Genomic DNA, 24,563 nt, shown 5'->3' with positions numbered 1-24,563 from the left:
ACGGTGGTTATGATTGGCGCGCGACAAAAAGCGGCAATTCTCCATTTCGCCCGCGCCGTCGTCCGAACGCAAAATCCCCGCCGCGGGCGCGTTCTGTGGAGAAACAGAACCGTGCCCGCGGCGGGGATTGTTTTATACGATTTTCACGCCGCGATTAACGACGTTTCGAGATCACGCGCACAGCGCCCTCGGAATAGGGAGCCAGGTCGCCCTGCTGATAGATCACGGCCACCGTCTTGGCGTCGGCAAGATAGAACTCGTCGCTCAGCTTTTCGGGAACGAACTCGGCGCTGAACGCGAGCGCCTTGCCCTCCTGATTGTAAAGCTTCCAGGCGCCCTTCTTCAGATTCTTCACGAGCGCGTTCACGTTTTTAACGCGGGCAAAGCGGCCGAGAGGCACGCGCTCGCCGGTGACTTTGCTGTACACTACGCCGTGCTCGAAATTCTCGGGATTGGCCGCGCCCTGCTCCATGACCGACGTGCTCATGACCAGAGAGACGTACTTCTCGTCCTCGAACTTCGCGGCGTAGCTCATGGACACGTTCTTCCGAGCGTCGTACTTCGCTTTCATGCCGTCAACGTAGGCGGCGATGTCCTTGTTGATCATTTCCTGGGCTTTCGCGTTTTCCGCGTGCACCGCGGGGTACACCAGCTTCAGACCGAAACCGTCGGCCTGAACCGCGTCGACGACCTGAGCCTGAGCAGCGAAGGGAAGAGCCACCGCAGCCAGAAGAGCCAAAATCACTTTTTTCATTTCAAAATTTCCTCCGAATCTTAATTTTGGGATCTGTGAAACACCTTCATACCAGTAGGAATTATAACAGATCCACCGTCCCCGCTTCAAGTGCTCCGGCGCAGAATTGTAGATTCCTACACTCGTGCGCGGCTAAGGGCACTTCAGAATCGTTATTTTTTCTCGCGGACAGCGGCACTCCCAAGGAAACGCCGTTGCCCTTTCTTCGTTGTATTCGTCTTGATTATTCGCTGTTCATGAGAGGGTTTCGGTTATTTTTTCAGGCCCAGATGCCACAGCGCCCGGCGCAGAATGTGCGCCAATCCGTGATCGCGCCAGCAGCGAACGCCGCCGCGCGCTTTGCGCGGCACCCAGGTGAGAACGCGGCCAAGGCGGAAGGAAACGCTGCGCTGGAGATCATGCATCACGTTCTCTTTTGTCCGCAGCTGGTTGCGCGCCGTCTCCGCCTCACGTTCGGCTGTCTGGCGCTGTGATGTTTCTTTTTGCAACTGTGAACGCGCCGACGACAGTTCCTTCTCGGCTGTCTGACGCTGCGATGTTTCTTTCTGCAGCTGTGAACGCGCCGACGACAGCTCTTTCTCGGCTGCCTGACGCCGCGACGCTTCCTGTGCGGCGAGGCTCCGGTCTTTTTCGAGCTTCGCGCAGCGCGCGTTCACGTTCCGAAGCTGGAGTTCGAGTCCGTCCAGGCGGCGGCAGCGCGCGAACAGATACTCGCTTTCGTCTTCGTACTGCAGCAGGCGCGTCACGTAATCCAGATTCGACGGATTGTAAAAATAGCCGCGATCGCGCCGGTCAAGCTCCATCAGTTCGTTGGCCTGCGTTCTCAGCTCGCGCAGGATCCTGAACACGCTGTCGAGCGTACCGACCATGCGCAGATTGTAAGCGCAGCGATCCAGCGTGCTGTTGATGAAGCTCTGCTTCACCTGCGGCCAGCATTCCGACGCGGCCAGATTTCGCTTCCACAGTTTCGTCGCCTCCCAAAAGGCCAGCGGCGATTCGTCCTTGGTGTGTTCGAGGCTGCGCGGATTGTTGACGCGGCGCCGGTACCCGGGAGTGTCGTACGCAATAATCCGCGAGGCTTCACCCAGCGCCGCATAAACAAAGACAATATCTTCCGCGCGCGGCAGCGCCGGAAAGCGGAGCCGAAGGGAGTCGATAAAATCGCGACGGAACAGCTTGCCGCCCGGACCGCCGTCGCAAAAATTGAAAATATACTGCGGCACGTCGCGCCAACAAAACACGGGCAGGTCGCGCGGCAGCAGGTTCAACCGCAACGAAGACGGTTCGGCGGTCGCCGCTTCGCCGCCCTGCCAGCGGTACGTTCCTCCCACGACGACGTCCGCCCGAGTCGAGCGCGCCCGGTCGGTCATCTTCAGCAGATAATCGGCGTCGAACGCGTCGTCGGAGTCAAGGAACGTCACGTATTCGCCCCGCGCCGCGTCCAGCGCCAAGTTACGCGCCACGCCGACGCCGGCATGTTCCTGCGTCGTCACGACGATCCGGCCGTCGCGCGCGGCGTATTCGCGCAGGACATTGGGCGTGTCGTCCGTCGAACCGTCGTCGACGCACAGCAGCTCGAACGAAGTCAGCGACTGCCTCAGCGCGCTCTCCACCGCTTCGCACAGATACCTCTGCGCGTTGAAGACGGGCATGACGATCGTGACGAGCGGGCGCGCCTCCGCGGCGATGCCGTGCCGTCCCTCAAAGCGCGGCGGCAGACACAGATTTTTCAGCGTCCAGAAATGCTCCTTGTACGCAAACGCCGCGATAAAATCTTCGCCGACGTCGTCTGCGTCGAGGCACCAGACAAACTCTTTGATGCGTTCGTGGAGGGCGTAAACGTCTTTTCCCCGTTCTAGCCGACGGAAATATTCTTCGAAAACGCGATTGAGCCCCCACTGGCAAACCAGGCGCGCCGTTGCCTGCGGCAGTGTGGCCGCTAACTCGCGAATCGCGGCATACGAGACAATCTGACGTTCGAAGGACGGCGATCCCGTTTCGGCGACACGGCGCTCGGCGACGGGAATGTCGGTGATCATCAGACGCTGCGCCGCAGTCAGACAGCCCACGGAGAAGCTGCGTTCGCCGCCGTCCGGCAGCGGCGAAAACGCAAGGCCGCTTTGGCGCACGAACTCGGTTCGGTACAGACCGTAGAAAGAAACGGCCGTCTCGAGCAGCTCGCGCGGCGCTTCGGCAAAGGTCGCGGCCGTCCACAGTTTCGGGCAATCGCGGTGACTCCACGGCGCCGGCAGCTCCGTTTCGCCGCGGCGCGCGCCCTTCAGGCGCACCGCCCCTTTGACCAAATCCAGTTTGTTTTTCACAGCCGCATCGTACAGCCGCCGCAAACTGTCGGGCAGCAGCCTGTCCCCGGCGTCGAGAAAGATCGCGTACTCGCCCGCAGCGGCGTCAAGCCCGCGGTTGCGCGCGGCCGACAGTCCGGCGTTTTCCTGCGACAGCACCGAAATGCGCGGCTCCTCGGCGGCCCAGCGCATCAGCACGTCCAACGAAGCGTCGGTCGAGCCGTCGTTGACGCAGATCACTTCCAGTTGCGTCAACGACTGACGCAAAACGCTCCGCAGCATGTCTTCGAGATATTCTTCCACGTTGTACACGGGGACGACGACGCTCACGAGCGGATGTCCGGCCTGATTCTGTTTCATGACGACACAGGAAGATTTTTGCTTATCCATAAGCGGTTTCATCGCCACGACCTCTCTGTCGAAAAATGAAAAGGCGCCGCCGAAAGAGCGAGTACGGCGCTTGATGCAGCTGTACTCGCTCTTTCGGCGGCGCGGCACCCTTGGAAGCAAAACATATTATGAAAATAATAATAACATCGTTCTCAACATTATGTCAACGCCGCGCCGTTTTTTACCCGCGATCGCAAAATAACGCAGCGACAGGAAGAACGGCGCGGTTGACCGCGTCTTCTTCCTGCCGCTGCGTTTACGTTTCTTCATCGCGGGCGACGTTGCGCCCGTCGAAGACGGGGATGAATTTTTCCATCGCCGTGTGGCCGCGCTGGATAAAACAGTTTTCCATGCCGAGCTTTTCGGCGTGGTCCAGCACCTTGTCGTACTCGCAGGCCATCAGGCGGCGGTTCAGCTCGGGGCAGCAAGCGGCCTGCGGCATGGGCGTGAACTGGTTCATCAGACTCACGCAGATGTCCGAACCGAAGGTGCGCTGCAAATAATCCAGCAGCCTGAGACTGTCGCGATAGTGCCCCGGCAGGATCAGGTGCCTCACCAGCACGCCGCGGGTCATCAGCCCGTCTTTCATCACGAACGGCCCCGCGATCTCGAACATTTTCTCGATCGACGCCGAAGCGTATCGAAAATAATCCGGCGCGTTGGAGTACCGCCGCGCCAGGGAATCGTCGCAATATTTCAGGTCGGGCAGGAACACGTCCACGGAACCGCGCAGCGCTTCGATCGTCTCCGGCAGCTCGTAGCCGCCGCAGTTGTACACGACCGGCAGAGAAAAACCGTTCGCTTTGGCCCGATCGAGCGCCTCGACAATCTGCGGCACGTAGTGCGTCGGCGTCACCAAGTCGAGCGACGCGGCGCCGCGGCGCTGCTGTTCGAGAAAGATCCCGGCGAGGCGCTCCGAACTGACTTCAATGCCCCGCCCCCCGTGGCTGACGTCATAATTCTGGCAGAAGACGCATTTCATGGTGCAGTGGGAGAAAAAAACCGTTCCGGCGCCTTTTTCGCCGGTCAGGCACGGTTCTTCCCAGCGGTGCAGCGATACCAGCGCCACGCGCGCCAGTTCGCCGGCGCCGCACCAGCCTTTCTGTCCGGCCCGCCGGTTCGCTCCGCAGTGGCGCGGGCAGATATCGCATGAGCTCAGATTCATCGTCGCGCTTCCCCCATATACAAAAATCGCCCCGGAGAACGTTCTCCGGGGCGATTGTACTCTCTCGGCTACTTGTTTTCAAGCGCGGCGATGCCGGGCAGATTTTTGCCCTCGCAGTATTCGAGGCTGGCGCCGCCGCCGGTGGACACGTGGGACATCGCGTCCTTCAGGCCGAATTTCTTCACGGCCGAAGCGGTATCTCCGCCGCCGACCACGGTGAACGCACCCTTGGCGGTCGCCGCCGCCATCGCCTCGGCCACGGCGCGGCTGCCGGCGGCGAACGGTTCGTTCTCGAACACGCCCATGGGGCCGTTCCACAAAACCGTTTTCGCTTTGGCGATTTCCGCGGCAAAGGATTTGGCCGTCTCCGGGCCGATGTCCAAGCCCATCATGCCGTCGGGCACCAAGGCCGCGGGAACTACGGAACGCGGAGCCTCGTCACTGATTTCCGCCGCCGCAACGACGTCCGTCGGCAGCAAAATCTTCACGCCCTTCGCCGCGGCGCGCGCCAGCACGTCTTTGGCAAAGTCCGCGTGCTCGGCGTCGTACAACGATTTGCCGATCGTTCCGCCCCGCACGGACAGGAACGTAAAGGCCATGCCGCCGCCGATCAGGATCGTATCGGCCTTGTCGAGCATGTGTTCGATCACGCCGATCTTGTCGGAAACTTTCGCGCCGCCCAGCACCAGTACATACGGTTTTTCCGGAGCGGATTTGACGCGCTCGAGCGCTTCCACCTCGCGGGCGATCAAAAAGCCGGCGTAGGCGGGCAGCGCATGAGCGACGCCTTCGGTGGTGCAGTCGCCGCGGTGCGAAGCGCTGAACGCGTCCATGACGAACAGATCGAACGGCTTTGCCAGCAGCTTGCTGAACTCGGGATCGTTCTTCTGCTCCTCGGCGTGGAAGCGAGAGTTCTCCAGCAGCAGCAGCTCGCCGGGCTTCTGCGCCGCGACGGCCACTTCGACCTCGGGGCCGACGCACTCGGGCACGAAACGCACCGGATGCCCCAGCCCTTTTTCCACGTCTGCGCGGATCTGTCCCAATGACATCTCCGGCACGACCTGCCCTTTGGGACGCCCGAAGTGCGAGACCATCGTCACCAGAGCGCCGCCGGCCAGCAGCGCGTCGATGGTCTTCTTATGCGCGACGATGCGGGAATTGTCCTTGACTTTGCCGTCTTTGAACGGCACGTTGAAATCGACGCGGACCAGAACTTTTTTGCCCTGCAGGGGCGCGTCGGAAATTCCGCGGAGCCTCGGCATTTTAGAGCCCCTTGGCGATCACGTAGTTGACCAGGTCGACGCAGCGGCAGGAATAGCCCCACTCGTTGTCGTACCAGGCGAACACTTTGACGAGTCCGTTCATCTCGATGGTCTGATCGGGCGCGAAAATGCTGGAACGGTCGTCGTGAATGAAATCGGCGGACACGCACTCGTCGGTGACGTAGCCCACGTAGGGAGCCATGGCGCCCTCGGCGGCCTTTTTCACGGCTGCGTTCACTTCGTCGGCCGTCACCGCGCGGCCGGGGACGAAGGTCAAATCGACGATCGAGACGTCGGGCGTGGGCACGCGCAGCGCCATGCCGCTCAGTTTGCCCTTCAGGGCCGGGATGACGAGCGCCACGGCCTTGGCGGCGCCGGTCGTGGTGGGGACCATGGAACACGCCGCCGCGCGGGCGCGGTAGTTGCTCTTCTTATGGGACTTGTCGACCAGATTCTGATCGCCCGTGTAAGAGTGGACGGTCGTCATCAATCCTTTTTCGATGCCGAACGCGTCGTTAAGGATCTTGGCGATCGGCGCCAGACAGTTGGTCGTGCAGGACGCGTTGGAAACGATGTGGTCCTTGGCAGGGTCGTATTTTCCCTCGTTGACGCCCATCACGAACGTGGCCACTCCGTCGCCTTTCCCCGGCGCGGTGATGACGACCTTTTTGGCGCCGCAGGCAAGATGCGCGCCCGCCTTTTCGGCAGTCACGTTCTTGCCGGTCGCTTCGATGACCAGCTCGACGCCCAGTTCCTTCCAAGGATAAACGTCGTTTTCGGGCGCGACGCAGAGGATCTTTCGGCCGTTGACAACGATGGAGTCGCCTTCCGAAGTGACCGTGCCGTCGAAGCGGCCGTGCACGGAATCGTACTTGAAAAGATACGCCATCTGGTCGGCTGACGCGCTGTGCCTCGTAACGGCGACGACCTCGAAAAGACCTTTTTTGTCATACTCCGACATGGCACGAAGAACAAGACGGCCAATTCTGCCAAAACCACTGATTGCAACTCGAACTTTGCTCATAGCAGCAGCCTCCTAAGAATTATTGGCCGTTCCCGCCGGGAAAACGGCCTTCGCAAGCGACATCATACCGTGTGTTTAGATTAAGCGCAAAACAGCCGGCTGTCAAGATTTACGCCGATAACTTTCACGTCAGGGCTGCTTTGACGGATCAAAACCAGCCTCTTCCGCGATCGCGAGCAATTTTTTCAGGCGGTATTTCACGGTGCTTTTGCTCACCTGCGGGCGAAGCAGATCGCCAAGGTCGGACAACGTCGCTTCCGGATTCTCGAGCCGTGCCCGGGCCAGAGGGATCAGCTTTTCGGGAATCAGTTTCACGTCAAGCCGCCGCAGAAAATCAATCATCGCCACGTGCTGGCGGGAAGTTTCCACGCTGCGGCGAATATTGGCGCTGTCGCAGTTGGCCTGCTTATTGGCCAGGTCGCGGCTGCCGCGCATTATCGAACGCTTCTCAAGAGTTTGCGCCAAAGCCGACATGCCCATAAAATAACAGAAGCGCATGATCTGCTGAAGGTCGCGGATCGTCAGTTCGCGCACGTTTTCCTTATCCCGCGCCGAGAAAGTGATTCCGCTGCCCTCCAGCAGTTCGCTCATATTGCGCGCCACCGACGCATCGTGAAAACGCATGATGCAGTAATATCCTCTCTTGGGATTGTAAACGCTCCCCGCGCAGCCGAAGACGCCGCGCGCCCAGGCCCAGCGGATAAAATCGCGGCGGTGACGTTTCGTAAGAATCGTCTTGTAAAGAGACTGCGGCAACACGACCGCCACTTTCCGACTCTGCACGCGCAGGATCTCGCTCAGGTCCGCCTCGCCGCTCCAGCGCACACACGGCCAGAGACGGCGGAAACGGCGGTAGACCCACAGCCGCGACGACGAGATGCGCACTTCGGTCCCGACGGTCTGTTTGTTCATGCAGGCGACGATTCCCGACAGCTCGGACTCCGCGGAAACCGCGTCGGTTACGGGGGCCAAAAACCATTCGTCCCATTGCGCGGTGCTGATCTTCATAACTCGTACCCGCCGTTCAGCTTGCGGCTGATCCGCATCAACGCCTCGGCCAGTCGGGCGCTGTGATGGCGAACGACGCCGCTCTCCTGAATCTGAAGCAACGAGGCGCGGAAAACCTGACAGCCTTTCGAGATCAAAAACTCTTCGTCCTGACGTCCCAGCGACAAAGGCTCGGCTCCTTGAGCGCGATACTTTTCCCGCAGCGGTTCGGGAATGATATCTTCATTGAGGACCACAGCGTCGGGGTAACGTCCCAGCGCCTTGGCGACCCACTGAATGTGATCGAGCTGCGTCATGCCGCTGGTTTCGCCCGGTTGGGTCATCAGATTGGTAACGTAAACGACGGGGCGTTTCGACGTGCGCAGCGCGGCGGTGAAATCCTCCACCAGCAGGTTGGGGATGACGCTCGTAAAGAGGCTGCCCGGCCCCAGAATGACCATATCGGCATGGCGAAGGACCGAAAACGCCTCGCGCACCGGCTTCACGCCCGAAGGTTCGAGGCGGATGCTGCGAATGTCGCGGCCGCGTTCCGCCACCGCCAGCTCGCCGCGCAAAGTCGCTCCGTCGTTCGTCTCCGCGACGAGCGTGACGTTTTCCGTCGTGATCGGCAGCACCCGGCCGCGGATCGCCAGCAAATTGTTGACGAGCTCCACGGCGTTTTTGAAATCGCCCGACTGCTCCGTCGCCGCCAACAGGATCAGATTGCCGAGACTGTGTCCTTTCAGATCGCCCTGGCCGAAACGGAAGTTCATGAAGGCCCGCAGCTGATCGTCGTTTTCGCTGAGGGCGACCAGACAGTTGCGGATGTCGCCGGGAGGCAGCATGCCCCAGTCGCGCACCAGGCGCCCGGAACTGCCGCCTTCATCGGTCACCGTGACCAGGGCGACGATGTTGCGCGTATAACCCTTCAGTCCCTTCAAAAGAGAAGAAAGCCCCGTCCCGCCGCCGACTGCCACAAAATGGGGCCCTCCCGCGAGACGGAGCTGTACGGCAGCAGCCGCCGCTTCCCGTTCGTTTGTTCTTTTCGATATGAAACTTCGCACACGGCGGCTGTTGCGGAACAGCAGAGACACGGTCACGCCGCCGGCCAGACAGCCGCCGACAAAAATCAGCGCCACAGCGAACAAAAGCGTCATGATTCCCGCCCTCCCCGTTCGTCCCGTTCGAGGTCGCGATGCTTAATGCGGCAATCCACGCCGTCAATCCGTCCCAGTCGCTCTCCCAGCCATTCAGCCGCAAAAACGGAGCGGTGACGGCCGCCCGTACAGCCGATGGCGATCTGCAAATAGTTTTTGCCGCTGAAATGATACACAGGAATGATGCTCTCGAAAAGTTCCAGACTCTGGTGCAAAAACGAACTGGCCATCGGATCGTTGTAGATGTACTTTTGTACCGGTTCGTCACGTCCCGAGAGATGTTTCAGCGTCTCCACGTAATAAGGATTGACGAGGAAACGTACGTCCAGCACAAAATCGGCGTCAAGCGCCACGCCGTACTTGAAGCCAAACGAACTGACCGTCACCTGCAATCCGGCCGGATTGCGCGCCAGGATCGAGAAGATCTCGGCGCGCAGCTGGGCGCTCGACAGCGCGGAAGTATCGATGATACGGTCGGCAATGCGCCGGAACTGCGCCAATTGCTTGCGTTCGAGGCCGATCCCTTCCAGCAGGGAGTTCATGAAGCCAAGCGGATGACGCCGACGCGTCAAGCTATAGCGGCGCAGCAGCACATCCTCCGACGCTTCGAGAAAAAGAATCTGGACGTTGACGCCCTTCTGTTTCAGATCATCGAGCACGCGCGGCAGACAGTCCGGAAGATCGAGACTGCGCACGTCGATCACGGCCGCTACGCCGTTTTCCAGCGCTTTGGGATGCTGCGACAGGATCCCGATCAACTCCGGAAGCATGCCGACGGGAATGTTGTCGACCGTAAAAAAGCCCTGATCTTCCAGAAGATGCAGCGCGCTGCTTTTCCCGCTGCCGGACAGCCCCGTGATGATCAGCAGTTTTTTCGGAAGCATGGTCTTGCCGCTCACTGATTCTGCCGTACCAGGACCGGATGCCCCGCCGCCTTGATATCCTTCGCGATCTCGTCGGCCACCGCGCGGTCGCGGCCGCCGGCCACGATCACGCGATAGTAGTTCTTGCCGCGCACCTCCGCCTGACGCACCACGGCGCTGTGCCCCATCTTCTGAAGCGACGAAACGACGGCGTTTGCCGCCGCGCGGTCGGTGTAGGAACCGCACTGGATAATAAACAAACTCTTGTCGATGCTGCCGCCGCGGACAACGACGCGATTTTCCCCTGGCGCAGCATCGCCTTTCTTGGGCTCGACACGAGCGGCTCGCGGTTGCGACGGGCTTTTTTGCGACGCATTGTCTCCGCCCTCGCCGCTTGGCGTGCCCGGGCGATTTTCGGTTTGAGACCGACTGTCGCTTTTCCGCTGTACGGGTTGAGCGATAATCACGTTGTCAATTTTTTCTTTTTTCGTCACCACGCCGTCTTCCGCACCAGCTTTTTTGCCCGCGACGATTCCCGCGCTCTGGTGCTGGGCGATCGGGCGCGGCTGTGTGATAACGGTCGGCTTCGGAGGATTGGGGGCCCAAAGAAGGCGAATCCCGACCACGACAATGCCCAGCGCGACAACGCCAAGAATCGGCAGCATAAAGTCGCCAAACGGAACAGCCGGTTTTTGCTTAAAACGGCTCGTTGATCTGGCTGCCATAAAAATCACCTCTGTCTCGTAAAATCATATGGCATAACAACAACGGGGACAAGCAGACTTGTCCCCGTCCGAAAATCCTCGTTACTTTTTGCGGCGTCTATAAGTCGTCGGGATATCAAGTCCAGAGCCAAGCCCTTCAAAAATACTGTGAGGCTCTTCCGAAACTACGTCGCTGGGCGTCAGGTTCTGTTTTTCGAACAAGCCGGCGGAATCCGCCCCGGCCCGCGCCTTGGCGTCGTTCTTGTCGGCAAGAACGTCCTTGAATCCCGTAGCGATCAAGGTAAAGCGCACGGTATCGCCCATGGAGGGATCGATGCCCTGCCCCCAGATGATGTTCGCGTCCTCGCGGGCAGAAGCGGAGATCAACTTCGCCGCTTCGTTCATCTCGAGAATGCTCAAGTCCTCGCCGGACTCGATGCAGTACAATACAGAAGAAGCTCCGTTCATCGGCGCCGTCATCAGCGGCCCATTCATCGCCGCGCGGGCCGCCGCGAGCACACGGCCATCGCCCTTGGCTTCGCCGACGCCCATGATGGCGGTCCCGGCGTTGCGCATGATCGTGCACACGTCCGCGAAATCCACGTTGACCTGCATGATCTTGCGAATCACGCCCGTCACTCCGGCGACGGCCTGCCGAAGGACTTCATCGCTCATCTTGAAGGCCTCCTGCCACGTCGTCGATTTATCGGAAAGTTCGATGATACGGTCGTTGTGCACGATGACCAGCGCGTCGACTTTCTCTCGCAGTCTGCCGATGCCTTCAGTCGCCTGCTGAATACGCCTCGGTCCCTCCCAGCTGAAAGGATAGGTCACGATCGCGACGACCAGCGCGCCGACTTTTTCCTTGGCAATGCCGGCGATCACGGGAGCTGCCCCCGTACCGGTGCCGCCGCCCATGCCGGCAGTGATGAAGACCATGTCGGCCCCTTCAAGAAGCTGTGAGATTTCCTCTTCAGATTCCTGAGCCGCTTCCTGCCCAACGCTGGGATTCGCGCCGGCGCCCCGTCCCTTGGTCAGATTGCGCCCCAGGATCAATTTCGACGAAGCCTCCGAAAGCCGCAGCGCCGCGACGTCGGTGTTGCCGGCAATAAAATCCACATCATCAATGCCGCTGCGAATGATCGTATTCAGTGCGTTGCCGCCGGCGCCGCCGACACCTATAACCTTGATGACTTCTCGCGGAACTAACGCGCCGATATCGCCATCCTCAAGGGGTGCATCGTTGGTGATCGAGAAGATCTCGCTGTCGTCCATGGAACCGGTCCTCCTTAGAATAATTCTCTGAAAAGTTCTCTCGCATTGCGGGCAAAGGATTTAAGGGGCGACTGAGAAGGTCTTCTTGCACCTTTCATTCTCTTAGAAGATTTGCCGGTGGCAATGTTTTTGAAAATCGACATAGGCGCTTCCACGTATGCAAAGGGATTCTTTCTCCTTTCCATCAGATACACGATAATCCCCGATACGGCACTGTAACGACAGTCATTGCGTCCTCGCTGCATCTCCTCCTGAAGCACGGGCACGCCGACTCGCACGGATGTTCCCAAGTAAGAATCGGCAAACGGAACGATGCCTTGAGTCATCATGACGCCGCCCGTCAGAATCACATCAGTGGGGAGCCCCGCCTTTTGGATCGCTTTGAGACTGGGAACGATGCTGTCGGCAAAAAGCTCGTCCAGACGGCTTGCCATGATCTCCCCCACTTCTTCCTTGCCCAGTTCACGCTTTCGGCCGCGGTGTTCCACCGTCAGCGTTCCATCCGTTTCCGTCGTTTCCGCCTTCGGGTCCACGTCAATATCTTTTTTTAGCTCTTCCGCGATCGCAAAAGGAATTTTCATGACGCAGGAAATATCGTTGGTAATATGATCGCCGCCAACAGGAATTTCCGCGGCGTGAACCATATGTCCTTCGGAAAAGATCGACACGCTCGTCGTTCCACCGCCGATCGCCACAAGGGAGGCGCCCATCGCCCGCTCGTCGGCGCTCAGCGTTCCCAAAGCCTCGGCGACAGGTTTGAGAACAAGACCAACCACAGAGACTCCCGCTTTTTCCACACAGTTTACCACATTTTGCGCCACGGTAGTAGGGATTACGAGCGCCGTCAGTTCGACCTCCAGACGGATGCCCGTCATCTCCAAAGGATTGTCGATCCCGCTGTTGCCGTCGATAGCATATTTAATCGGAATTGAATGAAGGCAGCAACTGCTCGGCGGCAGCTGAAGCTCACTCAGTGCCGTCTCGATGACCCGCTCGATGTCTTCAGCCATGATCTGGCGCGGCGAACGTCCCAGGGAAATCTTTCCCTTCAGTACGTGGCATTTTACGTCGATACCGCTGAAAGCGACCACAGCACGGCTGATCTTTATACCGCTGAGCATAGATTCGGCATCGGCGATAGCGTCGGAGACCGAACTGACCGCCTGATCGAGATTGACGATCATACCTTTGCGCAGACCTCGGGAAGGCGCCTGTCCTATGCCTATGATCTGCGCTTTATCGGGGTTTTCCGGCGCTCGTTCGGCAACTGCCACGGCTATTTTCTTCGTGCCGAGATCAAGTCCCACCAGGATGTCAGAATCTCTGCCCATAAATCCTCTCTCCTTTACCCTCAAACATTATTCAGGGATGACGCTGTTTTTCTTGATAATTATTTTATCCTCGTACGTCGCATCGATCGACGTTTTTTGTTCCGGTTTCGCGCCAGTCAATTCTCTCACGACGATGAGACTTTTTTCAAGATGAGACACTTTTCCAATAAAAGACGACTGGCTTTTTGTCCCGACGTTTTCAAAAACACAGGCAACCACATCTTCTCCGCCGCGGCGGAGCAGTTCCACATCGGAAACTTTCAGGTCCTTCTGGGAAAGCAGAGTTTGCTGCAGTGAATAAAGCCATTGATACGAAACCGTCAAACGAGTAACTCCGTTGAGCCCCAGATCCTCAAGCAAAGGAAACGAATTCCCCACCCGAAGTTCAGGGAGCTGCGGAATTTCCGCAGTCAGCACCTTGTCCCACAGATCGCGGCGCCATGCCGCACCGTCCTGCGCAATAAGATACTCGGCATGCTGCCAGACGATTCTCATGGCCGGAACAAAGGGGACCGCGGTCAGTTTCAGTGCGCCACGAAAAGGGTTCCATTGCGTTTCTATCGTAAAGGGATATTGCCGTTCATAGCTTTTAAGTTCGCTTTTCGCCAAAAGCCATGCTGGATGGAAATTCAGGAATGACTCGCTCCAATCGCGCAGATTCGTCTCGAACTCGGCCGAAAAATTTTCAACCTGCAACGACTTCAGGCGAAAGGGTTGAAAACGATCGTTCAGGCACAGAAAAGATCCCGCTAAAAAAGAATATATGCACCACCGTAATCTTTTCCGCATTGCCCGCCCCCATAAAAATCAAAATGTCAAAGAGCCGACGCAAAACTCCTGTTCAACTCCTGAACGACCAGATCGCCAATCACACATACATCGCCTGCTCCTTCGGTCAGAATCAAGTCACCGGGACGAACCAGCGACAGGGCCCTTCCAGCGGCTTCAACTTTATTCTGCGCGAGGACGCAACTGCCGCCAAGCTTTGCCACTGTGGCGCCGATCAGTTCGGACGATACGCCGGGAATCGGTTGCTCGTCCGCCGCATAGATCGGCAGCAGCACGACCTGGGGCACGCTGGCCAACACTTCTGCAAAACGATCGAAAAGAGCCTGGGTCCGCGTGTAGCGATGAGGCTGAAATATCAACAGGATTCGCCGGTCGGGGTACATAAGCCGGACCGCGTTCAGCGTTGCCTCAATCTCGCGGGGATGGTGCCCATAGTCGTCGTATACCAGGATATTGTCCGGACACATGGCACGCAGCTGAAGACGCCGCTTGGCCCCATGAAACATTCTCATGGCCTTCTGAACGATGTCGAAGGAAACTCCCAGTTCATGAGCGACGCCACATGCCGCCAGAGAATCGAGGACATTATGTTCGCCGGAAATCACCAGCTCGATGGTCCCCATCTTCCGGCCTTTCGCATAGAAAGTGTAGTTCAAACCACCGCCGCAGTGATACTGGATGTCGGCAGCGTAAAAATCGAACGAAGGATCGCGCCCGAAAAGATACATGCGATTCTTCAAATCGTTCGGAAGCGCTTCGATCACCTTTTTAACTCCGGCATCCTCTCCGCACAGGAAGAGTTTACCGCCTTCCTTGGTGTTGCGAAGAAAACGGCCGAAAGCATCGATGACGGCCTGAAGATCGGGATATTGATTCACGTGATCCCAATCGACGTTCGTCACGACAGAGTAAAGGGGATGAAAATACTCAAAAGACTCGTCACTTTCGTCAAGTTCGGCGACCATGTACTCCCCCATGCCGAGCTTGGCATTGCAGCCAATGTCACAAAGCTCTCCGCCCACCGCGATGGTGGGCTGCATGTCGGCCTGCTCAAGGATATAGCTGATCAGCGAAGTCGTCGTCGTCTTACCATGTGTTCCCGCCACGCCGATGCCGTTTTTGGAGTCGAAAAGAAGGCTCAGCAGCTCGGCTCGCTGCAGCACAGGGATTTCTTTTCTGCGCGCCTCGGCCAGCTCGGGATTGGACGCGGGAATCGCGCTGCTGTACGCCAGCAAATCAACTGCGCACGCATCCAAATGGTGCACGTCATGTCCGTAAAGAATCTTTACGCCGGCTTTCTCCAGCTTTTCGACGTAAGCAGTGCGTCCCATATCGCAACCGCTGACGTTGAATCCCAATTCGCGGAAAAGCAGCGCCAGCCCGCTCATTCCCGCTCCGCCAACACCCATAAGGTGAATGTTTTTGATACTGCCCAGATCTATTTTTTTTCGACCCACTTGGGATTCCCCTTTCAAACTGTGAGGCTGCGCAAGGCTTCGTAAAGGTTTACTGCGCCTGCATTCAAATTCTCACAGCTCATGCGCCGCTCTGCGACAGACTGCAAGGCCGCGCGGAACTGCTCCTGTGAAGAACCTTCCAAGAAGACGGGGGCTCCCGTCAATTTGGAGAAATACTGGGCGTTGCTCACCTGGTGCTGTCCAGCGGCTTTTAGCCACGGCACGACGAGCGCTGGAATTCCCAGGGCCCGAAGCTCTGCCAGTGTCGAAGCTCCAGCTCGGCAGACGATCACATCCGCCGCGGAAAATACCGCCGTCATATCCCAGCAGGCTTCGTGAGTCAACGCTTCCGGAAAAGGACGATCCTTGGGTTCGATCCCCATGCATAGGACTTTATAACTCGTTGATTTTATCATATTTTGTGCATCTTGCAGCACTTTTTTCATGCCGCCGCTGCCCAAAGAGCCGCCTAAAATAACAATCAGTTTTTCATTGTCGCTCAGAGACGCCCCCAACAGCCGTTTCTGAGCGTCTTTTTTATCGATCAGCCGGATCTCGCGCAACGGCATACCCGTCACAGTTTTTTTTATTGTATCCAGCCCCTGACACTCTTCCCAAGCGCAGGCGACAGGAATGCCGCACCTGGCTGCAAAACGGGTGACTTTCCCTGCGACTGTGTTCTGTTCATGTATAAGCGCGGGAACGTGAAGGCACCGCGCCGCCAGCAAAACGGGCATCGAAAGATAACCGCCAAACAGGACGCAATGGTCGATCCGTTCTCTCTTTAAAATCGCGCATGCTTCGAAAAAAGAACCGAAAAGATGTTTCCAGCGCTTCAGCGAACGCAGACCGGGCACGCCCAAAGGCGAGCCTTCCAGCGACAATTTTTGAGGAGCTATGCCATGAGCCTTATAAATTTCGTCTTCCAGCGGACGGCTGCCCGAGAGCCAAATGACCGATTCACCCTGCTTTTGCAACCACAAGCCGAAAGCGACGGACGGGATGATATGACCGCCGGTTCCCCCGGCAGCCAGCAGGATTCTGTACGCCACGTCACCGTCCTCCTCTACTCGTCTTCTATCGGTTCTTTGATCAGCCTGATCAGCAAGCCGATCCTTGCCCACATGAATACCAGCGAGGTGCCTCCGTAACTGATAAACGGCAGAGGCATGCCCGTCAGGGGAATCAGTTTCATGACGCCGCCGAGGTTGATGAAAAACGGCAGCAGTACCGCGACGCAGCATCCCCAAATGAGAATACGCCGTTCCGGCGTCGCTTTTCTGTATGCGGCATAGACGCGCAGCGTCCAAAACACAAACAGAAGAAAAACGCTCATCGTGCCGACAAGTCCCAGCTGTTCTCCAAGAGCGGGGAAAATAAAATCGTTGTGTACTTCCGGTAAAAATTGCTGCCCCCGGCCCAGACCGATGCCCCATATTCGCCCATTGGCAAAAGCGATCAGTCCCTGAATGACCTGATAACCGGAACCCAACGGATCGGTCCAGGGATCGAGCCATGTTTCGATCCGTTCGGCGCGATATCCATAATTCGCCATGTACCATAGCACCGGAGACGCGGCAATCCCCGTGACCAGCGGCAACAGGATGCCGTATCGTTCGATGAAAAGCGCGCCCATAATGCCCACGAGCAGCAGCAGGCCGCCAAAGTCAGGTTGTTTCATGATGATCAGGGCAAAGGGAGCAAACAGGATGCCGCTGAGGATCAGCGCTTTCCACATGCTGTCCACCCGCATATAGACTTTGGCGAGATGAATCATCATCACAAAGCTCACGACTTCCAACGGCTGGAAGTTGACTGGACCAAGACGGATCCACCGGGAAGCTCCCTTGACGACAACTCTCAACGGGGAAAAGACCGTCATCGCCAGCAGACCAAAGGCCACAGCCAGCAAAAAAATGCTGTGCCTCGACCAAAAACTCAGCGGCACCTGAGTCACCACGATAAATCCCGACAAAGCTACCACGAGCCACAGCGCCTGCTTCAATCCCGGCGAAGAAAGATCCCAGCCCGTCATCGACGAGACCACGACGACGCCTAACGTGGAAAGGATCAAGGGCACAATCCAAAGTCCAAAAACGCTTCCGCTGCCGGAATCGCGGTTATAACACCGCGAGACCTTTATCTGGTTAGAATAACGCTCTGACGAGTTGGGCAAAATGATCTCCCCGTTCTTCATAACTATGATACATGTCCCAGCTTGTGCAGGCCGGAGAAAGAAGGACTTTGTCGCCGGGAGCGGCAAGTTCCGAAGCTTTTTTTACGGCTTCGGCCATGTCCTTCGCCCGCACGGCATGTCCGTAACCGGCAACCCGCAGCGCCGCGAGAATTTTTTCGGCTTCGGAACCGATCACAATCGCGGCGAACGTCTCTTCGCAAACGACGCGGGCAAGTTCATCATAGCTTTCGCCCTTACCCTGACCGCCAAGGATAATCAGCTTGCGCCCGTTTATGCTGTGCAAAGCCGCGATCACGGCGGCGACGTTGGTTCCTTTGGAATCGTCGATAAAAAGGACGCCGTTCTGTTCGCCCACCGGCTCACAACGATGATGGAGGGCTTCAAAACCGGCAAGTCCCGCGGAGGGATCGACATCGCGAAACGCAAGCGCCACGGCTGCGCAAGACATGGCCGCATTTTCCAAATTATGGGAGCCGAGCAGTTTCAACGAGCTTTTATGGAACAACAGGCGGCGTCTCCCGTGACCGACGAGAAACACATCGCGGCCGTCCATGTCGATCCTCAGATTGCCGCGCCCCAGCGCACAAACGGCGCGTCCCGCCGGGACTCGGAACGCGTCGACGTCATGCGTCACCGCGTAGCATTCTTCCTGGCGGGGCAGAAAGATCTTGCACTTGTCGTTCTTGTAGTTCTCATAACTGCCGTGCCAATCAAGATGGTCGGGGGCCAGGTTCGTCAGAACGGCAACGTCCGGTCTGAGCTGCGTGTTCCAGTGCAGCTGAAAACTGCTCAGCTCCATCACGATTGCGTCATAGCTTCTGTCCGCATGGGCCGCCAGGGGATTGCCGATGTTCCCCGCCGAAACGGCGTTCAGCCCGGCGTTCCGCAGCAGATGAGCGATCAGCGCCGTGCAGGTCGTTTTGCCGTTCGTTCCCGTCACGGCGATGATCTTTCCTTTCAGGAACGGGGCGAGAAGGTCGAGCTCTCCCTGCACAGGCACGTTTTTTGCGCGGGCCATCGACACCGCATCCGATTTTTCCGACACGCCCGAGCTCACAACCATCAGGTCGCACTCGCAACATCTGGGCGTATGGCCGCCGGTTTCCCATTGGATCCGCGTCTTGCTGAAAAGCTCCTGCGTCTCGCGGGGGATCTCCGCCCGATGATCGGTCACGAAAACACCGGCGCCGCGGCTGGCCGCCCAGAGCGCCAGAGCCCTTCCGCTCACGCCGGCGCCGACGACGGTGATCTTATGAACCATCTAAACTCCTCCTTCCGCCGCGCCCGAAAAGACCAAACGCACGGTAGCGACGTCGCGCTCAACGAAAATCGATCACGGCATAAAAAAGAACGCCACGGACTGCGCCGCCGCGGCGCACAGCAGCGAACAAAGCGTATGGGCCAGCAAAAAACGGACGACGATGCGGTCTTCGGGCCAGCCCAACAGTTGAAAATGATGGTGAAGGGGGCTCATTCTAAAAACGCGCCGGCCCCAACCATGAATGGCGATCAGCTGGATCACGACCGACAGCATCTCAATGCCGAATCCCGTTCCCGCGGGGATCAAGACCAACACGCCGCCGGCGCCCATAAAAGCGCAGGAAGCCATCAGCCCGGCCAAAAAATGCGCTCCCGCGTCGCCCATGAAGACCTGAGCGGGATGACAGTTATGCCATAGAAATCCCAAAGCGACGGCCAATCCCGTCAGAGATCCCAGGTAAGGTTCCGGCGAGAGCGACGCCAAAACGACGAAGGTCACGACGCTTGCCCCCGCCGCCAGACCGTCCAGACCGTCGGTCACGTTCACCGAATTCTGAATGCCCACGGCGAAAAACAGCGCCAGAGGCCAGATCCAGCCGCCGATCGAAAAGCCCCAGAATAGAGCGGGAACTTTGCCGTCCAATGCCAGAAGGATGAACCACAGCCCCGTCGTCGTCGCCTGCAGAGCGAACTTTTGCAGGCTGCGCAGCCCCTCGCTGGAACTGTTTTTGAACTTCAACATGTCGTCGCATAAGCCGACCATAGCGGAAAGGATCGGATACGACCAGAAGATCACGCCGGCGCGATCGCCCCGAATCATGTGAGTCAGCAAAAGCCCTGAACCGATCAGCAAAAATACCACGCCGCCCGCCGCAGGAACTTTCGCCTTGATCTTCTCGTCGATATGCGTTCCATAAGCCTTCTGCACCTGAGACACGTGACGGCGCCGCATCCAGTCGATCCACGAATGCTGCGCGGCAACCTCACAGAAGAAAATCACGAAAAGAAGGATCAGCGAATGAGGAGCCAGAAGAGTCATCATAGTTCAAGCGCCCTCACCACGCGCTCAAGATGATTGCCGCGCGATCCCTTGACGAGAATCACGTCGCCTTCGCCCGGGCGCGTTCCATCCACCGCCTCGATCAGCGCATCGATGGAGTCGTAATAATAATCCGCCGTCCCATCGACGTTCTTCCATTCCTCGCCAAAGAGATACAGCAGGTCACTGACGCGAAGCGCCCGCTCAAAGATCTTGCCGTGTTCCGAAACCGACGCCGTTCCCAGCTCCAACATTTCGCCGAGGATCAAAAAGCGGCGCCCGGGGATGTCGGCCGAGTCCATGGCAGCCAGAGACGCTTTCACGGCCGCCGGGCTGGCATTGTAACACTCGTCGAGAATCGCTGCGCCGCTTTCGGACAGGCGGATCTCTCCGCGTCCGGCGCTGTTGCGGCACTTGGGCAAAGACGCCGCGATCTCGCGGCTGGAAAGCCCCAGACGCCCCGCGATGGCGACGGCGCAGCAGAGCGGATAGAGCTGATGCACGCCGGCCAACGGCAAAGAAAGGTTGAATGACAAACCGTCCAGCCCTGTCAAAATCGCCCTCACCGTAAAATGATCTTTTTCCCAACTTAGATGTTCTCTGGCAAAAAGAACCTCGCCGCGGCGTCCGAAACGGATCACTTCCGGCAGTCTCAGTTCTTCGGCGCGTTTGCAGAGCATTCCGTTGTCGCCGTTGATCACGGCGCAGCGCAGATTTTCCGACGCAAAAATTTCCGTTTTGGCCTGAAGCACGCCTTCGAGGGAACCGAAATTTTCCAGATGCGCCGGCGCGACCTCGGTGACTGCGGCGATCGTCGGCGGCAGATAACGCGTCATCTCGGCGATTTCCCCGCGATGGTTGGCGCCCATTTCCAGCAGCACGACCTCCGTGTCTGCCGGCGCCGCCAGCACCGTCACCGCGCAGCCGATGAGCGTATTATAGTTGCCTGCGGCCGCGTGGATTTTGAAATAACCTTCCAAAAGAGCTTTCGTGTCGTTTTTCGCCGAAGTTTTGCCGACGCTGCCCGTAATGGCGACGGTTTCGCGCAGACGCTCCAGCGACTTCAGATAAACCGACGCCAGGGACGCAAGACCGTATTCACAGCGTTCCGGCGTCAGGATAAAAGCGCATTGGGGATACAGCGAGCTCCATTCCTCTCGATAGGCCGCCGCTTCGCAGACGATCAGCGCGCCCCCCTTCGCGAGCACGTCGGGAATGAAGCGGTGCCCGTCGACTTTGGTGCCGCGAAGCGCCACAAACCCCTCGCCTTTTTGCGTTTCGCGGCTGTCCACCCGAACGGTCAGAGGCAGCTCCCGATCGACCCCTTTTACAACGACGCCGGCCTGCAACGCCAATTGACTCAGTCTCACCGTCACCGGATCGTCACGCCCCTTTCTTCGGCCCATTTCTCGACGACCGCGCGGTCGCTGTAAGGATATTTGACGCCGTTGATTTCCAGATACGGTTCCGGACCCTTGCCGGAAAGCACCAGCAGATCGCCGCGGCGGCACCAGTCCAGAGCCTTGCAGATCGCCGCGTCACGGGGAAGTTCAATGGACCAGCAACCGTCGGCGCGGACTTCCTCGATGCCCGCCACGATCTGTTCGGCGATTTTCAGGGGATCTTCCGTGCGCGGGTTGTCCATGGTGACAAAGATCCGATCGGCTTTCTGCGCCGCCGCCCGCCCAAGCAGGGAACGATGCCCGGCGAAACGGTCGCCGCCGTGCCCGAAGAGGCTGACGAGCCGTCCTTCGGTCAATGGGCGCAGCGTTTCCAACAACGCTTTCAGTGAATCCGCCGTGTGCGCGTAATCGATGACGACGCGCACGCCGTTGTCGAGATTCAGCCGTTCCATGCGCCCCGGCACCTGAGGCATGAGCGCCAGACCGGCAACGACTTTTTTTTCGTCGCAGCCTTCGGCTAAACAGACGGCCGCCGCGCCAAGCGCGTTTTCCACATTGTGTCGTCCCGAAAGCGGGATGTGGACGCGCCCCATCTTTCGCCCGTCGAAGATCAGATCGAACTCGCTTCCGTCGATATCGAGCTTTACGTTCGCGCCCTGCAGGCGGGCCGGAGCCTCGAGCGCCCAGGTCATGGCTTGCGGAAATTCGGCCGCAAGACGGCGGCCGTGCTCGCTGGCGGCGTTCGGCGCCACCGCCGCGCCCGGTTTGAGATATTTGCGGAACAGCGCCGCTTTGGCTTCGTAGTAGTTCTCCATCGTCCCGTGAAAGTCGAGGTGCTCGGGCGTCAGATTGGTGAAAACGGCGCCGTCGTAAAGGCACCCGCTCAGGCGCCCCTGCGCGATGCCGTGCGAAGAACATTCCATGGAACAAGCTTGGCAGCCGTTGTCGACCATATTCTTCAAAAACTGCTGGATTTCGCTGCCTTCGGGCGTCGTGCGGTCGGCGAGCACAGACTTGGAACCGTCGTCGTAAACGATCGTTCCCAGCAGGCCGCATTTGACGCCGCAGTTTTGCAGGATGCTGCGCACCATGTAGCTGGTGGTGCTTTTGCCCTGCGTCCCCGTGACGGCGAACATTTTCATTTTCTCGGACGGCTCTTCGTTCAAAGCCGCAGCGACATACCCCATCGCCGCCCGGACGTCGGTTACCTGGATCCAAGGGATCGGCAGTCCCGAAACAGGGCGCTGAATCAGAAGATACGACACGCCGGCTTTCAGCACCTGTTCGATGAAACGATGCCCGTCCGCGTGAAGCCCCACGACGCAGGCAAAAATATCTCCCGGGCCGACGGTCCGGGAGTCGCTTTTCAGGGTGCAGTCCGCCGGTATTTTGTTCCAGTCACCGCCGATATCTGTCAGAAGCCCAGCATTTTTCAGATCTTCAAGTCCTCTTTTCAATCGCCGATCCATGGTCACGCACTCCTCTTACTTGACGCCGACGCCCTTCAGACGTTCCACTTCGTCGACGATTTTTTTAAAAACCGAACCGGCGACGGGACCTCCGTAATACAGACTGCCCGTCACATCGCCGAAAACGATCAACATGGTATACTCGGGATCGTTCGCGGGCCAGAAGCCGATCATTGACGAATTGTAAAGCCCTTTGACATACTTCCCGTTCCGGGCGACCTGGGCGGTGCCGGTTTTTCCGGCCACGTGGACCAGTTCGCTGTCGGCCGGCTTGCCCGTGCCGCTGACCACGACCTGGCGCAGGACGCCGCGAAGCCATTTGGAATTTCGCGGCGAAACGACGCGGTTCACCTCCATCGGCTCGGAGTGATACACCTGATGCCCTTCGCCGTCGACGGCCGAACGCACCAAATAAGGACGGAGGAGCACGCCGTCGTTGACGATAGCGTTGAAAGCCGTGACGAGCTGAAGCGGCGTTACCGCGAACCCTTGCCCGATGGCGACGTTTGCGGGAGTGATTCCGTACCATTTATCGGCTGTCGGCAACAGCCCCATTTCCTCACCGTTCAGTTTGATGCCCGTGCGGGAACCGATTCCCCAAGAGCGCATTTCCTCATACGTACTGAAAGGAGGCATTTTCATACCGATCTGAGCCATGCCCACGTTCGACGATTTTTCGATGATCTGCGCCACCTTCATGACGCCGTTGTCCCTCGGATGGGAATCGCTGATATAACCGTCGGCCACCTTCAGATGCGCGGGACAACGGAATGAATCGCCTTGTTTCACTCTTCCCTGTTCAAGCGCCATGGCGACCATAATGGGTTTGAAGGTCGAGCCCGGTTCGTAGACCCGATTCACGGCGTTGTTGTTCAAAGCTTTCGGATCCTTGAAAGTGGAGCGGTTGTTCGAATCGAAAACAGGATAGCTGGCCATGGCCTTGACGGCGCCGGTCCTCGTTTCCAGACAAATTCCCGCCGCCCAAGGAGCCTTGATCTCGGCGGCTTGAGCGCCAAGAAAACGCTCTATTGCGTACTGGATCTCAGAATCGATGGTCAGGTACAACCCCTGCTTCCCGCTGCGGGGCTTCGACTCCTGCGTCACGTCCACGGCCGCCGGCGCGCCGCGATAACTCGTGTGCATTTTTTCCGGCACCACCAGCGTGCCGTTCCACATCAGTTCGATGCCGGCAAGTCCCCAGCCGTCCTGATCGCAGAACCCCAGCAAGTGGGAAAGCATATTCCCCTTCGGATAGATCCGTTTGCGTTCCTCTCTGATGTAAAATCCTTTGCCGCAGTTTTTTACGATCTCTTCCGCTTCGCTGCGCTCAAGATAACGTTTGATCCAATAAAAGCGACGGTCTAATCTTTTGTCCAGCGCCTGGACTTTCGCCTTGCCGATATAAGGCGTCAGCTTGTCGAGACTTCCAGGCTCAAAGCCCTCCACCCCCGGATCGAGAAACACGCTGTACGTCGTAATGGAGAGAGCCAGCGGCTCGCCGCGGCCGTCATAAATGCTGCCCCGGTCCATCGCCTTGCGTTCGCTCTGCTGGTACTGCTTGGCAAGCTGCTCGGCCGCCCGCCGGTCCGGGTATATATGGACTTTCACCAGCGCGCCCAGATACCAGGCCATCACGATAAAGACGAGACACCACTGGATTTTTCTGCGCCCCGGCTCTCTTTTCGTCTCATCCGTTCTCCATTCCGGCATTTCCTCGTCACCCGGTTTCCGTCAAAA

20 protein-coding genes are annotated in these 24,563 nt (G+C 58.4%); all 20 read right to left on the bottom strand.

Annotated features, from left to right (window positions below; translation table 11 throughout):
• Positions 1-154: 154 nt before the first annotated feature.
• Positions 155-754, bottom strand: coding sequence for a DUF3298 domain-containing protein (locus HMPREF7215_RS12480; protein WP_009165338.1), 600 nt, complete (start codon positions 752-754; stop codon positions 155-157).
• A 251-nt stretch (positions 755-1,005) separates the two neighbouring features.
• On the bottom strand, positions 1,006-3,456 hold the full coding sequence (locus HMPREF7215_RS12475; protein WP_050768896.1) for a glycosyltransferase family 2 protein: 2,451 nt from the start codon (positions 3,454-3,456) through the stop codon (positions 1,006-1,008).
• A 244-nt stretch (positions 3,457-3,700) separates the two neighbouring features.
• Positions 3,701-4,609: a radical SAM protein gene (locus HMPREF7215_RS08200; protein WP_009165335.1), complete on the bottom strand. Its 909-nt coding sequence runs from the start codon at positions 4,607-4,609 to the stop codon at positions 3,701-3,703.
• Positions 4,610-4,677: 68 nt separating this feature from the next.
• Positions 4,678-5,871 (bottom strand): phosphoglycerate kinase, encoded by a 1,194-nt coding sequence (locus HMPREF7215_RS08195; protein WP_009165334.1) that lies wholly within the window; start codon positions 5,869-5,871, stop codon positions 4,678-4,680.
• Between the two features lies 1 nt (position 5,872).
• Positions 5,873-6,895, bottom strand: coding sequence for a type I glyceraldehyde-3-phosphate dehydrogenase (gene gap, locus HMPREF7215_RS08190; protein ID WP_009165333.1), 1,023 nt, complete (start codon positions 6,893-6,895; stop codon positions 5,873-5,875).
• A 129-nt stretch (positions 6,896-7,024) separates the two neighbouring features.
• Positions 7,025-7,903, bottom strand: coding sequence for a DNA-binding protein WhiA (gene whiA / locus HMPREF7215_RS08185; RefSeq protein WP_009165332.1), 879 nt, complete (start codon positions 7,901-7,903; stop codon positions 7,025-7,027).
• Positions 7,900-9,039 (bottom strand): gluconeogenesis factor YvcK family protein, encoded by a 1,140-nt coding sequence (locus HMPREF7215_RS08180; protein WP_009165331.1) that lies wholly within the window; start codon positions 9,037-9,039, stop codon positions 7,900-7,902. The genes whiA and HMPREF7215_RS08180 overlap by 4 nt, the downstream gene beginning before the upstream one ends.
• A complete protein-coding gene (gene rapZ / locus HMPREF7215_RS08175) occupies positions 9,036-9,923 on the bottom strand; it encodes an RNase adapter RapZ (RefSeq protein ID WP_040550965.1) in 888 nt (295 codons plus the stop codon). Before rapZ ends, HMPREF7215_RS08180 begins: the two co-directional genes overlap by 4 nt.
• 11 nt (positions 9,924-9,934) lie before the next feature.
• Positions 9,935-10,627, bottom strand: a complete 693-nt coding sequence (locus tag HMPREF7215_RS08170) for an SPOR domain-containing protein (protein ID WP_040550954.1) — start codon at positions 10,625-10,627, stop codon at positions 9,935-9,937.
• A gap of 81 nt (positions 10,628-10,708) precedes the next feature.
• Positions 10,709-11,881 carry a cell division protein FtsZ gene (gene ftsZ, locus HMPREF7215_RS08165; RefSeq protein WP_009165328.1) on the bottom strand — a complete coding sequence of 391 codons (1,173 nt, stop codon included), beginning with the start codon at positions 11,879-11,881 and terminating at the stop codon, positions 10,709-10,711.
• 14 nt (positions 11,882-11,895) lie between these two features.
• Positions 11,896-13,212 carry a cell division protein FtsA gene (gene ftsA / locus HMPREF7215_RS08160; RefSeq protein ID WP_009165327.1) on the bottom strand — a complete coding sequence of 439 codons (1,317 nt, stop codon included), beginning with the start codon at positions 13,210-13,212 and terminating at the stop codon, positions 11,896-11,898.
• Positions 13,213-13,239: 27 nt separating this feature from the next.
• The gene (locus HMPREF7215_RS08155; protein WP_009165326.1) at positions 13,240-14,001 is read right to left on the bottom strand and encodes a hypothetical protein; all 762 of its coding nucleotides are present in this window, start codon (positions 13,999-14,001) and stop codon (positions 13,240-13,242) included.
• Between the two features lie 26 nt (positions 14,002-14,027).
• Positions 14,028-15,410, bottom strand: coding sequence for a UDP-N-acetylmuramate--L-alanine ligase (gene murC / locus HMPREF7215_RS08150; protein ID WP_050768898.1), 1,383 nt, complete (start codon positions 15,408-15,410; stop codon positions 14,028-14,030).
• 62 nt (positions 15,411-15,472) lie between these two features.
• Positions 15,473-16,510 carry a UDP-N-acetylglucosamine--N-acetylmuramyl-(pentapeptide) pyrophosphoryl-undecaprenol N-acetylglucosamine transferase gene (locus HMPREF7215_RS08145; protein WP_009165324.1) on the bottom strand — a complete coding sequence of 346 codons (1,038 nt, stop codon included), beginning with the start codon at positions 16,508-16,510 and terminating at the stop codon, positions 15,473-15,475.
• A gap of 14 nt (positions 16,511-16,524) precedes the next feature.
• Entirely contained in the window at positions 16,525-17,538 is a 1,014-nt protein-coding gene (locus HMPREF7215_RS08140) for an FtsW/RodA/SpoVE family cell cycle protein (protein ID WP_232205550.1), read from the bottom strand.
• A gap of 67 nt (positions 17,539-17,605) precedes the next feature.
• Positions 17,606-18,916 (bottom strand): UDP-N-acetylmuramoyl-L-alanine--D-glutamate ligase, encoded by a 1,311-nt coding sequence (gene murD, locus HMPREF7215_RS08135; protein ID WP_009165322.1) that lies wholly within the window; start codon positions 18,914-18,916, stop codon positions 17,606-17,608.
• A 72-nt stretch (positions 18,917-18,988) separates the two neighbouring features.
• A complete protein-coding gene (locus tag HMPREF7215_RS08130) occupies positions 18,989-19,957 on the bottom strand; it encodes an MraY family glycosyltransferase (RefSeq protein ID WP_009165321.1) in 969 nt (322 codons plus the stop codon).
• Positions 19,954-21,330 carry a UDP-N-acetylmuramoyl-tripeptide--D-alanyl-D-alanine ligase gene (locus HMPREF7215_RS08125; protein WP_198004586.1) on the bottom strand — a complete coding sequence of 459 codons (1,377 nt, stop codon included), beginning with the start codon at positions 21,328-21,330 and terminating at the stop codon, positions 19,954-19,956. The genes HMPREF7215_RS08130 and HMPREF7215_RS08125 overlap by 4 nt, the downstream gene beginning before the upstream one ends.
• Positions 21,327-22,826, bottom strand: a complete 1,500-nt coding sequence (locus HMPREF7215_RS08120) for a UDP-N-acetylmuramoyl-L-alanyl-D-glutamate--2,6-diaminopimelate ligase (protein ID WP_009165319.1) — start codon at positions 22,824-22,826, stop codon at positions 21,327-21,329. Before HMPREF7215_RS08120 ends, HMPREF7215_RS08125 begins: the two co-directional genes overlap by 4 nt.
• A gap of 15 nt (positions 22,827-22,841) precedes the next feature.
• A complete protein-coding gene (locus HMPREF7215_RS08115; protein ID WP_009165318.1) occupies positions 22,842-24,536 on the bottom strand; it encodes a peptidoglycan D,D-transpeptidase FtsI family protein in 1,695 nt (564 codons plus the stop codon).
• Between the last annotated feature and the right edge of the window lie 27 nt (positions 24,537-24,563).

This window comes from Pyramidobacter piscolens W5455, from assembly GCF_000177335.1.
In the GTDB taxonomy this organism is placed as follows: Bacteria; Synergistota; Synergistia; order Synergistales; family Dethiosulfovibrionaceae; genus Pyramidobacter; species Pyramidobacter piscolens.
This window is presented reverse-complemented; position numbering and strand designations above follow the sequence as displayed.